Raw genomic sequence first — 14,251 nt, 5'->3', positions numbered from 1 at the left:
CACCGCGAGTCTTTCCATGAACACCCTCGATCTGGCCGGCCACGGCCCCGTCATTCCCGTCATCGTCATCGACCGCGTCGAGGACGCGGTGCCGCTGGCCCGCGCGCTGGTTGCCGGCGGCGTCAAGGTGCTGGAGGTGACGCTGCGCACGCCGGCCGCGCTGGACTGCATCAAGGCCATGATCGCCGAGGTGCCCGAGGCCATCGTCGGTGCCGGCACGGTGCGCTCGATCGCCGATGCCCAGGCCGCCAAGGACGCCGGCTGCCAGTTCGCCGTCAGCCCTGGCTACACCAGCGAGATCGGCCGCGCCTGCCTGGACATCGGCCTGCCGCTGCTGCCGGGCGTGTCCACCGCCAGCGAGGTCATGATGGCCAGCGCCGACGGCTACCGTTTCCTGAAGCTGTTCCCGGCCACCGCGGTCGGCGGTGTCAATCTGCTCAAGGCCTTTGCCAGCCCCTTCCACGACGTGGTGTTCTGCCCGACCGGCGGCATCACGCTGGAGACGGCGCCGCAGTTCCTGTCGCTGCCCAACGTCAAGGTCTGCGGCGGCTCGTGGCTGACGCCGGCCGATGCGGTCAAGACCGGCGACTGGGCGCGCATCACCCGGCTGGCGGCCGAGGCTCAGGCGCTGCGGGGCTGATCCGTCGCGCGCTGTGGACACCGCGTCCGCAGCGCTTCACCCGCGCTTCAGCGCGGGCGCGAGAATCAGGCTCTCCTGTCTCTGATGCCGGATCTGTCCCGGCCAGGCGCCTGATGCTCATTTCCCCCCCACCCGACGACCCTGAAGACGAGGCCACGCTGCGCGAGGCCCGTGCCCTGGCGGCCTCGCGCAGCACCTGGATCAGCGTCGCGGTCAATCTGGCGCTGACCGTGCTGCAGCTGGTGGTCGGTGTGCAGGCCAAGTCCCAGGCGCTGGTGGCCGATGCGATCCACTCGCTGTCGGACCTGCTGTCGGACTTCATCGTGCTGCTGGCCGGACGGCAAAGCCGCAAGGCCGCCGATGCCGATCATCCCTACGGCCACCAGCGCTTCGAGACCGCGGCCTCGCTGGCGCTGGGTCTGCTGCTGCTGGGCGTCGGGCTGGGCATGGTCGGCTCGGCGGCGGCCAAGCTGCAGCAGCCTGCCGCGATCGCGCCGGTGGCGCCGCTGGCGCTGTGGATCGCGGTGGCCACGCTGGTGGCCAAGGAGGCGCTGTTCCGCTACCTGATGGCGGTGGCGCGCCGGGTGCGCTCGAGCATGCTGGCGGCCAATGCCTGGCATTCACGCTCGGATGCGGCGTCCTCGCTGGTAGTCGGGCTGGGCATTGCCGGCAACCTGGCGGGCTATTCCCTGCTCGATCCGATCGCGGCGCTGATTGTCGGCTTCCTGGTGGCCCGCATGGGCTGGACCTTCGGCTGGAACGCGATCAACGACCTGATGGACCGTGCGGTCGAGGCCGACCAGATCGAGGCCATTCACGCCACGCTGGCCGCCACGCCCGGCGTCATCGGGGTGCATGAGCTGCGCACCCGCCGCATGGGCGACCTGATCGCGGCCGACGTGCATCTGGAGGTCGAGGCCACCCTCAGCGTCGAGGCGGGGCACGACATCGCCGTCGAGGCCCGCCGTCGTGTCATGCAGGCCCATCCGGTGCTGAGCCTGATGATCCATGTCGATCCGTGGCGCCGGCCCGACCGCGATCACGACACCGGCACGCTGTCCGGCCGCTGAGGCTGCGGCTCAGATCAGCATCATCTGCGCCAGCCAGGACAGCAGCACCTGCAGCAGCGGCAGGACCAGCCCGAAGACGAGCAGGTGCGAGGCCTGCTCGCGCGGATGCACCAGCGGCGTGAAGGCGATCGGCACGCCCACCAGCATCACCCAAGCCCCGAACAGCGACTTCTCGACGCCCGGACTCAGGCCGGGCAGATGGCCCATCAGCAGCGTCAGCAGGGTCATGACGCTCGCTTGCAGCACCACCAGCAGCCAGGTGGCCTGGCGCATGGCTGGCAGGGCGATCGGTCCAAGCACGATGTTCATGACGGCTTCCTCTGGGGTAGGTCCGGGTGGGTAGGGTACCGAACCGCAATTCACGGTTACCTTCATGATAAATGTGTAAATTTGCCGAATCCAGCGTCAGTGACGTCAAAAAGAGCATTCCATTCCCCTCTGTTCAGGGGGTGGTGTCGCGCTGCCGGCATGCTTGTTTTTGCCAGCTGCTTCAGTTCCGCTTCACCCCGGGGGAATGCAATGAGGGCTCCAGAAACCCTTTCATCCCTTCCGAGGACGATTCCATGACGATGCTGCGTTCCCTGTCCCTGATGGCCGTGCTGGCCGCTTTTGCCTCCACCGCTGCCGTGGCCGGCCCGACCTGCAAGGCCCCGAAGGACACATGGATGAAGGAGTCCGACTTCAAGGCCAAGCTTGAAGGCGAGGGCTACAAGATCAAGAACTTCAAGGTCACCAAGGGCGAGTGCTACGAGATCTACGGCTTCGACAAGGCCGGCAAGAAGGTCGAGATCTACTTCGACCCGGCCACGGCCGCGGTGCTCGAGTCCAAGTGAGCACGCTGCCGTCCGAGCTGGCGCCCGGCGAGGTCCGGGTCTGGGATCCGTTCGTGCGGATCTTCCACTGGGGCCTGGTGGCCTGCATCGCGTTCAACGAGTTCATCGTCGATGACGGCGAGCGGGTGCACCAGTGGATCGGCTATGCGGCCAGCGCCCTGGTGCTGGCGCGCGTCGTCTGGGGCTTCGTCGGCACGCGGCATGCGCGCTTCGCCGACTTCTGGCCGACGCCGACGCGGCTGCGCATCCATCTGGCCGATCTGTGCGCCGGCCGTCATGGCCACCACGCGGGCCACAACCCGCTGGGCGCGCTGATGATGCTGGCGCTGCTGGCGGTGGTGCTGGCGCTGGGCGCCACCGGCTGGCTGCAGACCACCGACGCCTTCTGGGGCGAAGAGTGGCTGCAGGAGCTGCACGAGGAGCTGGCCGAGGCCCTGCTGGGCCTGGCCGGCGTTCATGTGGCCGCGGCGCTGCTGATGAGCGCGGTCGAGCGCACCAACCTGGTGGGAGCGATGGTCAGCGGCGTCAAGCGCCGCCGGCCGCGCTGAGCGGGCTCGGCCGGACCGGCCGGCCGCCAGCCCGCGTCAGCGGGTGTTGTGCTCCAGCACGAAGCTGGCGCCGTCGTGCTGGGCCAGCTCGCGCTTGAGCACCGGCAGCGATTCGGCCAGCATCTGCTGCAGCACGAAGGGCGGGTTGATCACGAACATGCCCGAGCCCAGCATGCCGAAGCCGTCGCTGGTCGGCGCGGCCACCGTCAGGCTGGCGTGCAGCCAGCCACGGCGCGCGCCCTGGTTGGCCGCGGCCTTGAGCCGGTTGACCATTTCCCGGGGCTCCAGGCGCTGCAGCTGCGGGTACCAGACCAGGATCACCGCATCCTCGAAGCGCTCCAGGCCCTCACGCACCGCGGTGACCACCTTGGCGTAGTCGGTCTTGATCTCGTAGGACGGGTCGATCAGCACCACCGCGCGGCGCGAGGGCGGCGGCAGGTCGGCCTTGAGCGCGCCGAAGCCGTCGCGGTTCATCACCGCGGTCTCGCGCCGCTCGGCCATCGTTTCCTGCAGCAGCGGGAAGTCGGTCGAGTGCAGCTCGTACAGGCGCATGCGGTCGTCGGCGCGCAGCAGCATCTTGGCCAGCGTCGGCGAGCCGGGATAGCGCATCAGCCGTGAGGCGTCCGGGTTGAAGGCCTTCACCAGGTTCACATAGTCGGCCAGACCTGCGGGCAGGTCGGCGCGGCTCCAGAGCCGGCCGATGCCGTCGTCGTACTCGGCGTGCTTGCGCGCGTGGTTGCTGTCGAGGCCGTAGCCGCCGGCGCCGGCGTGGGTGTCGATCAGGGTCAGGGGCTTGTCCTTCTGCGTCATGTAGCGCAGCACCTGCGTCAGGACGAGGTGCTTGAGGACGTCGGCGTGGTTGCCGGCATGAAAGGCGTGGCGATAGGCGAGCATGGCGCGATTGTCGCCGTTATCCCGGCATGAAACACCGATGTAACCGGTGACGCCAGGGTGACTTCCCCGCTCCCCCGGAAGGGCGGGCGATTTCTAGAATGCGTCGTTTCCCCGGTTTTTGCACTCAGGACACAACGACATGAACCGAGCCCCGTCCCAGGTTTCTCCCCAGCAGCTCTACCAGGACCGGCTCGGCCGGGCTGACGAGGTGATCGCCGCGCGGGTGCGCGACGGTGACACCGTGCTGGCGGCGTCCGCCGTCGGCGAGCCGCCCGAGCTGCTGCGCGCGCTGTCGGCGCGGCGCGACCAGCTCTCCGACGTGACGATCAGCCAGCTGCTGCCGCTGGCGCCGCAGGGCTACATGCAGGATCCCGATCCGTCGCGGCTGCGCGCACGCTCGCTGTTCCTGAGCGCGTCGATCCGCGCCGGCTTTCCCGCCGGCTGGGTCGATCAGGTGCCCTGCCATTTCTCCGAGATCCCGCGCCTGATCCGCCGCGGCGAGCAGCGCTGCGAGATGGTGATGACGCTGGCCTCGCCGATGGACGAGCACGGCTTCTTCTCGATCAGCCTGAGCCCGGACTTCACGATGGCGGCGATCGAGCGCGCCCGCGAGGTGGTGCTGGAGGTCAATCCGAACGTGCCCTTCGCCTTCGGTGCCTGCCATGTGCACGTCTCGCAGGTCAGCGCGATCGTCGAGAGCGGCGCGCCGCTGCGCGAGGTCGGCCTGCCGCAGATCGACGAGGTGCAGCGCACCATCGGCGCGCATGTGGCCGGCCTGGTGCGCGACGGCGACACGCTGCAGCTGGGCTACGGCAGCATTCCCGACGCGGTGGTGACCCAGCTGCACGACAAGCGCGACCTGGGCATCCACACCGAGATGATGGGCGACGGCCTGTGGTCGCTGGTCGAGAGCGGCGCGGTCACCTGCCGGCGCAAGAACTTCATGCCCGGACGCATCGTCGCCACCTTCGGCATGGGCACGGCGAAGCTCTACCGCGCGATGCACCGCAACCCGATGCTGGAAATGCATCCGGTCGACTTCACCAACGATCCGGCGATCGCCGGGCGCAACGACAACCTGGTGGCGATCAACGCCTCGCTGCAGATCGACCTGGCCGGGCAGTGCTGCTCGGAAAGCTTCGGGCCGACGCCGTTCTCGGGCACCGGCGGGCAGGGCGACTTCATGCGTGCGGCCAACCGTTCGGAGGGCGGGCGCGGCATCATCGTGCTGCCGTCGACCGCGCGCTCGGGCACCGTCTCGCGCATCGTGCCGGTGCTGTCGCCGGGCAGCTTCGTCTCCACCGGCAAGAACGACGTGAACTATGTCGTCACCGAGCACGGCGTGGCGCAGCTGCGCGGGCGCTCGCTGCGCGAGCGTGCCGCCGCGCTGATCGCCATCGCGCATCCAGACTTCCGCGGTGAATTGCGCGACGCGGCACGGCGCATGGCGCTGATTTGACATTGCCTGCCTGACTGGGGGAAGAACCGGCGGTTGATCCACCGATCGGGGGTGTCGCGGGCTGCAAAGAATGCCCGTGCCCTCGAACGACTCCGCACCGCCGATGAACACCCCCAACCTCACCGAAGCCAGCTTCGCCGCGATCGATGCCCACCTGATGCGGGTCGAGATCGACTTGGACGGCACGATCCGCAGCGTCAACGACTGCTTTCTCGCGCATTTCGAGGGCCGTCGCGACGAGGTGCTGGGCCAGCCCTATCACCATTTCTGCGCGAGCATCCGCGCCGATGCGGCCGGGGGCGACGGCGTGCTGGCCCGGCTGGCCGCCGGCGAGCCGGTGATGCGGACCTTCGAGCATGTCGGGCCTCAGGCCCGCACCACCTGGATGGCGTTGTCGATGCTGCCGGTGAAGGACGCGTTCGGGCAGGTCAGCCATGCGCTGATCCTGGCGCGCGACGTGACCGAGGCCAAGGCCCAGTCGGTCGAGAACCAGTGCAAGCTGGACGCCATCTCGCGCTCCCACGGCATCACCGAGTTCGATCTCTCGGGCAACATTCTCGATGCCAACGAGATCTTCCTGACGCTGACCGGCTACCGGCTCGACGAGATCCGGGGCCAGCACCACCGCCTCTTCGTCGACGGCGATGAGCAGCGTTCGCCTGAGTACCGACAGTTCTGGCAGCGCCTGGGACGGGGCGAGACCGCCTCGGGCGAGTACCTGAGGTTTGGCCGCAATGGCCGCCGTCTCTGGATCCAGGCCAGCTACAACCCGATCCTGGACAGCCATGGCCATCCGGTCAAGGTCATCAAGTACTGCAGCGACATCACCGAGGCCAAGCAGCTCAGCATCGAGAACCAGGCGATGATGGAGGCGGTGTCAGCCACCAGCGGAATGATGGTGCTTGACCGCGACGGTGTGATCCTGTCGATCAACGATCGTTTCGTGAAGGCGCTGGGCTATTCGCGCGATGAGCTCATCGGACGCACCGAGGCGTCCCTGCTGTTCGACGAGGATGCGGCTTCCCAGGAGTACGAGGCGATCTGGCACGGACTGCGCGAGGGGCGCGCCTGCACCGGCGCCTTCCGGCGCAAGGCTGCGGGGGGGCGCGAAGCTTGGTTCTCGTCGACACGCAGCCCGGTCATGAGCCTGGATGGCACCCTGAGCAAGGTGCTGATCGTGGCTCAGGACATTACCGAGGAGCAACTGCTTCGGCTCGACGCCGCAGGTAAGATGGGCGCGATCGACCGCGCTCAAGCCGTGATCGAGTTTGACCTGAGTGGTCGAGTCCTCAAGGCCAACGACAACTTCCTGCGCCTGTTGGGCTACAAGATCGAGGACATCATCGGCCGACATCACCGCATGTTCGTGGCTCCGGCCGAGATCAGTTCGAGCGAGTACCAGACGTTCTGGGAGCGCCTGTCGCGTGGCGAATACTTCACCGGCGAATATAAGCGCATCGGCCGAGAGGGCCAGGAAATCTGGATCCAGGCCACCTACAACCCGATCCTCGATCGGCGCGGCCATCCGGTGAAGGTGGTCAAGTTCGCCACCGACGTGACCGAGGCCAAGCTGCGCAATGCCGAGTTCGTCGCCAAGGTGCAGGCTATCGACCTGGGCCAGGCGGTGATCGAGTTCGACCTCGACGGCCGGGTGCTGAGCGCCAACCGCAATTTCCTCGCTGCGATGGGCTATACGCTGCGCGAGATCCAGGGCATGCACCACAGCATGTTCTGCACGCCCGAATACACCCATGGCGAGGAATACCGCGACTTCTGGTTGCGCCTGGGCGAGGGCAAGTTCCTCAGCGGCCGCTTCCACCGGGTGGGCAAATACAACCGCGACGTCTGGATCCAGGCGACCTACAACCCGATTCTCGACCTCAACGGCCGGGTGGTGAAGATCGTCAAGTACGCCTTCGACGTGACCAAGGAGGTGCAGCTGGAGAAGCGCATCGCCGCCAAGTCGTCCGAGATGAGCGAGAGCGTGGCCAGCCTGGCCGCCAGCATCACCGAGATCGCGCGCAACTCCGGCGTGGCTGCCGCGATGGCGGGCGACGCTGCCTGTGCGGCTCAGGCGGGCTTCACGGCACTGCAGAAGTCGATCGAGACCATTGGCAGCATCCAGGCCAGCTCGGTGAGGGTCTCCGAGATCGTGCGCGTCATTGGCGAGATCGCCAGCCAGACCAATCTGCTGGCCTTCAACGCTGCGATCGAGGCGGCGCGCGCTGGCCAGCATGGCGTGGGCTTCTCGGTGGTGGCCGGCGAGGTGCGCAAGCTCGCCGAGCGTAGCTCGGTGGCCGCCCGCGAGATCGCCAAGCTGATCGAGGAGTCGGTCATGCAGGTCGGTCAGGGGGCGGAGGTCAGCAAGGAGGCCGCGCGCAGCTTCGAGGGCATCATGACCAGCGTGGGCCGCACCCGCACCAGTGTGTCCGAGATCGCCCAGGCCACTGACGGCCAGCGGCGTCTGGCCGGTGAGGTCTCCGGGCTGATCGTCTCGCTGACCGGTTCGGTGAAGTCGTGAGCGGGATCGATCCGGCCGGCGACTTCGGCGGGTTGCGGATCGGCGGGCTGCAGCTGGCGCTGCCGATGGGCGCGCTGCGCGAGGTCGTGCCTTGTGGTCAGATCGAGCGCCTGCCGGCGCGGGCCGAGGGGCTGCTGGGGGCGATCGACCTGCGTGGCGTGCTGGTGCCGGTGGTGGATCTGCGGCCGCTGATCGGACTGGGCGCCGATCCGATCGACTGGCCCTGTGTCGTGCTGGTGATCCATGACGGCCTGATCCTGGGCCTGCTGTGCGAGGGCGTGACGGGCGTGTTCCGCAGCGAGGGGCATCGCTTGAGCCGCGTGGCGCAGGACGGGCTGATGGCCGGCAGCCTGCGCCGCGCCGACGATGGCTGCCTGATCAGCGTGCTGTCGCCGGCGGCGCTGCTGGCGCTGCCCGGTCTGCCGCGCGTCGAGGATCCGGAGCCACAGCGCCAGCGGGTGCATGACGGCAGCATCAGCGACGAGCCGTTGGCTTCGGGCCTGCCGATGCTGCTGCTGCTGTGCGGCCGCGTGCCGCTGGCGCTGCCGGCGATGGCGGTGCATGCGACGCTGCCCTCGCCGCAGGTGCGGGCCTCGGTGCTGGGCCTGTCTGGCACGTGCGTCGGCGTGCTCGAGCATGCGGGCGAGGAAGTGCCGGTGGTCGATCTGCCGGCGCTGTGCGGGCTCGGCCGGCTGGAGCGCCCGGAGGGTGCCGTGCAGCAGGCTTTCCTGATGCGGCTCGAGGCGGGCCTGGTGGCTTTCCTGATCGACCGGGTGCTTGACGTGGTGCGTGTCGATGACGATGCGGTGATGCCGGTGCCGGCGTTCGCGCTGCCGCAGCGCGAGCTGTTCGAGGGCGGACTGTCCATTCAGGCGCTGACCGATGAGGTGCGCACGCTGCTGCCGTCTTCGGTGCAGCAGTTCCTGGTGCTGAGTCCGCAGGGACTGCAGGGCCATGCCGGTCTGCAGGCGCTGGCCGCCAGTGCTCGGCCGGTGGCGGCGCTGCGCGGCGCCGAGGCCTTGCTGGCTTCGGATTCCGCGGTGGCCGCCGGTCTGCTGGCCACCGGCCAGCGCGCGATGGTGACCTATCAGCTCGGGCGCGAGGTGGCCACCCCGATCGGCCAGATCCGCGAGATCCTGCCTTTCGGCTGCGAGATCGCGGTGCTCGAGGTGGGCGGCGCGATGCTCGGGCTGGTCGCGCACCGTGGGCGCTCGATTCCGGTGATGTGCCTGAGCCGGCTGCACGGCCTGCCGCCGCCCGAGGTCAGTCCGGCGGTCAGCGTGCTGGTGGTCGAGGCCGATGCGGGCGAGCCGCTGGGCTTCGCGGTGCCGATGCTGCGCAGCATCGAGCCCGCCGACTGGGAGCCCGCGCTGCCGGCGCTGGGAGACAGCCGCGATGCGCTGGCGCAGGCGATCCACTCGCGCCAGCTGGTGCAGGTCGGGCAAGGTGATTCACGCCGCATGCTGCAGGTGGTCGACCTGCAGCGCATTGCCCGCGCGCTGCAGCAGCGCACGGTCTGAACAGCCTCACTGGGGATCCTCGCCGCGCATCAGCGCCAGCAGCTCCTGCGGCGCCAGCGGGGCCTGGGCCGGACCGTCGCCACCGTCGAGCACCTGCGCGGCCAGCTCGCGCTTGTCATGGTGCAGCGCGACGATGCGCTCCTCCAGCGTGCCCTGGCGCACCAGCCGGTAGACGGTGACCGGCCTCTGCTGGCCGATGCGGTGCGCGCGGCCCGAGGCCTGGTCCTCGGCGGCCGGGTTCCACCAGGGGTCGGCAATCACCACATAGTCGGCCGCGGTCAGGTTCAGGCCGAAGCCGCCGGCCTTCAGGCTGATCAGGAAGAAGTCACCCTCGCCGTCCTGGAAGGCGGCGACGCGGCGGCTGCGCTCTGCGGCCGGGGTCGCGCCGTCGAGGTACTGGTGGCTGAAGCCCGCCTCGTCCAGCGTGGCGCGCAGCAGCTGCAGGAAGTCGACGAACTGGCTGAAGACCAGCGTGCGGTGGCCGTTGGCGACGAGCTCGCGCGCCAGCTCGCCGAAGGCGCGCACCTTGGCGCCGGCCAGCGACAGCTCCGGCGTGACCAGGCGCGGATCGCAGGCGGCGCGGCGCAGCCGGGTCAGCTGTGCCAGCAGGTGGAGCTGGGCGCTGCCGCTGCCGGCCTCGCTCTGCAGGGCTTCTTCGGCCTCCTTCAGCGCCTGGCGGCGCAGCGCCTCGTAGTGCGCCTGCTCGGCCGGCTCGGCCTCGACGGTCAGGATCCGCTCGGTGCGCGGCGGCAGGTCCTCGAGCACCTGCGACTTGGTGCGGCGCAGGATGAAGGGCCCGACCAGCCGGCGCAGCGTGCGCTGGCGGCCGCGGTGGCGGTCGCGCTCGATCGGCACCGCGAAGCGCTCCGAGAACTGCGCCTGTGTGCCCAGCAGACCGGGATTGCAGACCTGCATGATCGACCACAGCTCGGCCAGCCGGTTCTCGATCGGCGTGCCCGACAGCGCCAGCCGGAAGTCCGCGCGCAGCGCATGCACCGCCTGGCTGCGCCGCGCCGCGGCGTTCTTGACCGCCTGCGCCTCGTCGAGCACCAGCGTGTGCCAGTCGCGGCCCGCGAAGCCCTCGGCGTCGAGCTGCAGCAGCGTGTACGACACCAGCAGCACCTCGTTCGGGCCGGCGGCTGCACGCAGCGCCTCGCGGTCGGCCGGCGGCGTCGCGCCGAAGTCGGTCAGGCGCAGCGCCGGCGCGAAGCGGTGCGCCTCGGCCAGCCAGTTGCCGATCAGCGAGGTCGGCGCCACCACCAGCGCCGCGCCGCCGCGCCCGCGCGCCAGCAGCACCGCCAGCGCCTGCAGCGTCTTGCCCAGGCCCATGTCGTCGGCCAGGATCGCGCCCAGCCCGGCGCCGGCGCGGCGCATCGCCCACTCGAAGCCTTCCTGCTGATAGGGCCGCAGCGTGGCCTGCAGCGTGCCGGGCAGGCGCGGCACCTGGCGCTCGAGCTGCGCCAGCCGCTCGACGCGCTCGCGAAAGCGCGCGTCGGCCTCGAGCCGGCTGCCTTCGAGCGTCTGTTCCAGCCACGGCGCGGCCAGCGGCGTCAGCCGTGCGTCGTCCTGGCGGATCTCGGCCACGCCGGCCATGTCCTCGAGCCGGCCGCGCAGCTCCTCGGTCAGCGCCAGGTAGCGGCCGTCGCCCATCGGCACGAAGCGGCTGCGCCGCGTGCGGCTCCAGTCGAGCAGCCGCCCGAGGCTGAAGACCAGCTGCTCGTCGATCTCGACGCCGCCGTCGAGCGCCAGCCAGTCCTGGCCGCTGCGCACCCGCACCTTGAGCTGCTTCAGGCCGGCGCTGTCGACCTGGATCGGGCGGCCGCGCGGCCAGTCCAGCGCCTCGACCGCCTGCAGCGTGTGCAGCCGCTCGAGCAACGCCAGCGCCAGCTCGGGCTCGGCCACCGACCAGCGCGCCGGCGCCCCGTCGGGCAGCGGCTCGAGCATCGGGCAGGCCTCCTGCACCCGCTCCAGGTGATCGCGCTCGCGGGCCAGATCGCGCCGGGTCGCGCGCGGCGTGCCGCCGCTGGAGGTGGCGATCAGCCGCACCCGGCCCTGGCCGGGCTCCAGCCGCGGGCCCTCGGCGCCCAGCGGCGCCACCGCAAGCCGCAGCGCCAGCCCGTCGCCCTCGGGCGTGAGTTCGGCGCGCAGCCGGGTTTCGGCCTCGACTTCCTGCGCAGGCGCGGCGCCGTCCGCACCGGCCGTGCCGGTGCCTGCGCTGTCGCTGTGGATGCGGAAATGCGCGCCCAGCCCGCGCAGCACCTCGTCGAGCTGCGCCATCGCCTCGTGCGGCACCTCCAGGCCGGCGCCGATCAGCTGCGCGGCGCGCTTCTGCGCGGCGCTGAAGCGCACCACGCGGGCCTGGTCCGGCCCGTCGCGCAGCACGGTGGTCAGCAGCAGCTGGTCGGCCTCGCGCTGATCGGCGGCGTTGTCGATCGGCAGCTGCGGCTCGCTGCGGTCGGCCTGCGGATCGCACCAGCGCGGCGGCGGCAGCAGCGTGACCCGCAGCCGCCCGCCCAGGTCGGTCACGTCGATCTCGGCGGGCGCCTCGGTCAGGCTCACGTTCACGCCGGGCGCATCGTCGAACTCGAGGAGCGGATGGCCGACCAGCGCGACGATGGCCTGGGCCAGATCGAGGCGCTGGCCACCGCGCTCGTGCACGCTGGCGCGGATGCAGCGCACCAGCCGCAGGTCCTGCGGCGGCAGGCTGTCGTCGCGCAGCAGCCGCGACAGCGGCAGCTCGCGCGGCTTGCCCCAGCCGCGCGTGCCTTGGCGCTGCTCCATCGGCTGGATCGCCTCCAGCGCGCCGTGCGGGTTGACCGACAGCACCCACACCAGGCGGGTGGCCTGGCTGGCGCCTTCCGGGCGCGCCGCGCTGTCCTGGCCGAGCCGGGCCAGCTCGTCGAGTGCCCGCTGCCAGGCGGGCTGGTGCAGGTGCTCGCCGGTGATGAAGGGCCGCGCCGGTGCGCGGCCTTCGAGCACCGCCAGCGCCGACGCCATCAGCCCGGCCAGCAGCGTCAGGCCGCACTGGTGCAGGCGGGTGATCGTCTCCAGCGCGATCGTGCGCTCGCTCGGGGTGAGGGCGGGGTCGCTGGCCGGGTCATGCAGCCAGGCCCGGCCGATCCAGCTGGCCAGATCGTCCGGATGCAGATGGGGCGGGCGGCTGCGGATCGGCAGCGCCCGCGGATCGCGCCGCTCCTCGCCCTGGCGCATGCGGATCGCCAGCGCCAGCAGGCCCCAGAGGCTGTCGGTGCTGGCCTGGCGCCGGCCGCTCTCGGTCAGGCAGAACTTCTGCGCCTGCGCCAGCGCGGTCGGCGTGCCCTGCGCCATCAGCGCCAGCACATGGCCGAGCGCGATCCAGGTCGGCAGCAGCTCCTTGCGCTGGCCGGTCACGCGGCGCAGGCTCTCCAGCGCGCGGGTGTAGTGCGAGACCGCCTCGGCCCAGCGGCCAGCCGCCATCAGCCGCAGACCGGCATGGGCTTCGCGCAGCGCCGGCATCACGTCCGAGGCCGGGTCGAAGGGGTCGAGCAGGGGCAGGGGCGGGTCATCGGGCAGCTCGGCCAGCAGCCGCCATTCCTCGATGTGCATCGGCAGCGTGTGCCCGGACAGCAGCGCCATCAGGGCCGGATCGCGGCCGGCCTCGCTCAGCAGCGCATCGATCAGCTCGCGCATCGGCAGCCGGTCCGGGCTGCTCCAGCGGCGGACGCGCAGCTCCAGGCAGGACTGCAGCGTCTCCATGCGCATCAGCGGATGCAGCCGCATCAGCAGGGTGGCGTCGAGGCGATCGAACAGCGCGCGCTCGAGCACCGCCTGCCACTCCAGCCCCCAGCCGCAGCGCAGCCTCAGCGGCTCGAGCTGGTCGGGCGGGGCGGCGCTGAACAGCGCCAGCCGCACCGCGGCGCAGGCCGCGTCCATGTTGACGAAGGGCACGATGCGTGTCCGGCCGCCGAAGGGCAGCGCCATCTCGCCGAGGCCGTCGACCGCGAGCAGCACCTGGGCCAGCCGCTCGGGCGTGTCGCGCGTCAGTCCGCCCAGGTACGCGGCGGTATGCAGCTCGGGCGGCACCGCCCAGTAGCCGCTGCGGCTCGGATGACCGGCGAGCCGGCCCTGCGCGGCCAGCTCGTCGACCGCCCGGCGCACCGCGTCGCCGGTGGGGGGCTTGCCCTTCTCGGTGAGCCAGCTGGCGGCCTGCAGGAACTTGTGGATGACGGCGCGCTGCCGGTGGCCGGTGAGCAGGGCCAGCGCCTGCAGCACATCATGCTGCAGCGGCGTCAGATCCTCGGGAAGCGCGATGGGGGTGGGGGGCAGGGCATTCATCGGGGACCGATTGTGCCGCTGCCGTGACGACGGTCACGCCGGCGCTCAGGTGCCGTGCTGGATCAGCTCGATCTTGTAGCCGTCCGGATCGGTGATGAAGGCGATCACGGTGCTGCCGCCCTGCACCGGGCCGGCCTCGCGGGTGACGGCGCCGCCCAGCGCCTGCGCGCGCTCGCGCACCGCCGCGCAGGTGGCGGCGGCATCGTCCACGCCGACGGCGATGTGGCCGTAGGCGCTGCCCAGCTCGTAGCGGTCGACGCCGTGGTTCCAGGTCAGCTCCAGCTCGGCGTGCTCGGGGTTGCTGCCATAGCCGAGAAAGGCGAGGTCGTATTTCTGCTCTGGCCGGTGCGTGGTGCGCAGCAGCGTCATGCCCATCACCTGGGTGTAGAAGTCGATCGAGCGCTGCAGGTCGCCGACGCGCAGCATGGTGTGGAGGATTCTCATCGTGAAAG

General features: G+C 70.6%; 11 protein-coding genes. 7 read left to right on the top strand and 4 right to left on the bottom strand.

All coding sequences use genetic code 11. The annotated features are described in order from the left end of the window. Window positions 1–16: 16 nt before the first annotated feature. On the top strand, window positions 17–640 hold the full coding sequence (locus BW996_RS13830; protein WP_037481290.1) for a bifunctional 4-hydroxy-2-oxoglutarate aldolase/2-dehydro-3-deoxy-phosphogluconate aldolase: 624 nt from the start codon (window positions 17–19) through the stop codon (window positions 638–640). A 113-nt stretch (window positions 641–753) separates the two neighbouring features. Beyond that, complete coding sequence (locus tag BW996_RS13825; RefSeq protein ID WP_037481292.1) at window positions 754–1,710, top strand: cation diffusion facilitator family transporter; 957 nt, start codon at window positions 754–756, stop codon at window positions 1,708–1,710. A 9-nt stretch (window positions 1,711–1,719) separates the two neighbouring features. Here the strand turns inward: BW996_RS13825 and BW996_RS13820 are convergent, their stop codons facing one another. Continuing rightward, window positions 1,720–2,019: a hypothetical protein gene (locus tag BW996_RS13820; RefSeq protein WP_037481294.1), complete on the bottom strand. Its 300-nt coding sequence runs from the start codon at window positions 2,017–2,019 to the stop codon at window positions 1,720–1,722. A gap of 254 nt (window positions 2,020–2,273) precedes the next feature. On the opposite strand from BW996_RS13820, the gene BW996_RS13815 reads away from it, so the two are divergent. Both BW996_RS13815 and BW996_RS13810 read left to right on the top strand, forming a co-directional pair. Then, a complete protein-coding gene (locus BW996_RS13815) occupies window positions 2,274–2,543 on the top strand; it encodes a PepSY domain-containing protein (RefSeq protein WP_375131485.1) in 270 nt (89 codons plus the stop codon). Continuing rightward, window positions 2,540–3,091, top strand: coding sequence for a cytochrome b/b6 domain-containing protein (locus BW996_RS13810; RefSeq protein WP_241461952.1), 552 nt, complete (start codon window positions 2,540–2,542; stop codon window positions 3,089–3,091). The genes BW996_RS13815 and BW996_RS13810 overlap by 4 nt, the downstream gene beginning before the upstream one ends. Before the next feature lie 36 nt (window positions 3,092–3,127). Here BW996_RS13810 and BW996_RS13805 read toward each other — a convergent pair whose 3' ends face one another. Further along, a complete protein-coding gene (locus tag BW996_RS13805; RefSeq protein WP_037481296.1) occupies window positions 3,128–3,985 on the bottom strand; it encodes a 23S rRNA (adenine(2030)-N(6))-methyltransferase RlmJ in 858 nt (285 codons plus the stop codon). Between the two features lie 139 nt (window positions 3,986–4,124). Here BW996_RS13805 and BW996_RS13800 point away from each other — a divergent pair, with 139 nt between their 5' ends. The 3 genes from BW996_RS13800 to BW996_RS13790 all read left to right on the top strand — a co-directional run bounded on the left by BW996_RS13800 (window position 4,125) and on the right by BW996_RS13790 (window position 9,485). Beyond that, entirely contained in the window at window positions 4,125–5,444 is a 1,320-nt protein-coding gene (locus BW996_RS13800; RefSeq protein ID WP_037481298.1) for an acetyl-CoA hydrolase/transferase family protein, read from the top strand. Window positions 5,445–5,547: 103 nt separating this feature from the next. Further along, window positions 5,548–7,965, top strand: a complete 2,418-nt coding sequence (locus BW996_RS13795; protein WP_051631870.1) for a PAS domain-containing methyl-accepting chemotaxis protein — start codon at window positions 5,548–5,550, stop codon at window positions 7,963–7,965. After that, a complete protein-coding gene (locus BW996_RS13790; RefSeq protein WP_051631871.1) occupies window positions 7,962–9,485 on the top strand; it encodes a chemotaxis protein CheW in 1,524 nt (507 codons plus the stop codon). The genes BW996_RS13795 and BW996_RS13790 overlap by 4 nt, the downstream gene beginning before the upstream one ends. Before the next feature lie 6 nt (window positions 9,486–9,491). Here the strand turns inward: BW996_RS13790 and BW996_RS13785 are convergent, their stop codons facing one another. Together BW996_RS13785 and gloA are read right to left on the bottom strand one after the other, a co-directional pair. After that, window positions 9,492–13,799 (bottom strand): DEAD/DEAH box helicase, encoded by a 4,308-nt coding sequence (locus BW996_RS13785; protein ID WP_139330886.1) that lies wholly within the window; start codon window positions 13,797–13,799, stop codon window positions 9,492–9,494. A 45-nt stretch (window positions 13,800–13,844) separates the two neighbouring features. Next, entirely contained in the window at window positions 13,845–14,243 is a 399-nt protein-coding gene (gloA, locus tag BW996_RS13780) for a lactoylglutathione lyase (RefSeq protein WP_037481300.1), read from the bottom strand. Window positions 14,244–14,251: the final 8 nt, after the last annotated feature.

The organism is Sphaerotilus natans (assembly GCF_900156335.1).
Classification (GTDB): domain Bacteria; phylum Pseudomonadota; class Gammaproteobacteria; order Burkholderiales; family Burkholderiaceae_C; genus Sphaerotilus; species Sphaerotilus natans.
This window is presented reverse-complemented; position numbering and strand designations above follow the sequence as displayed.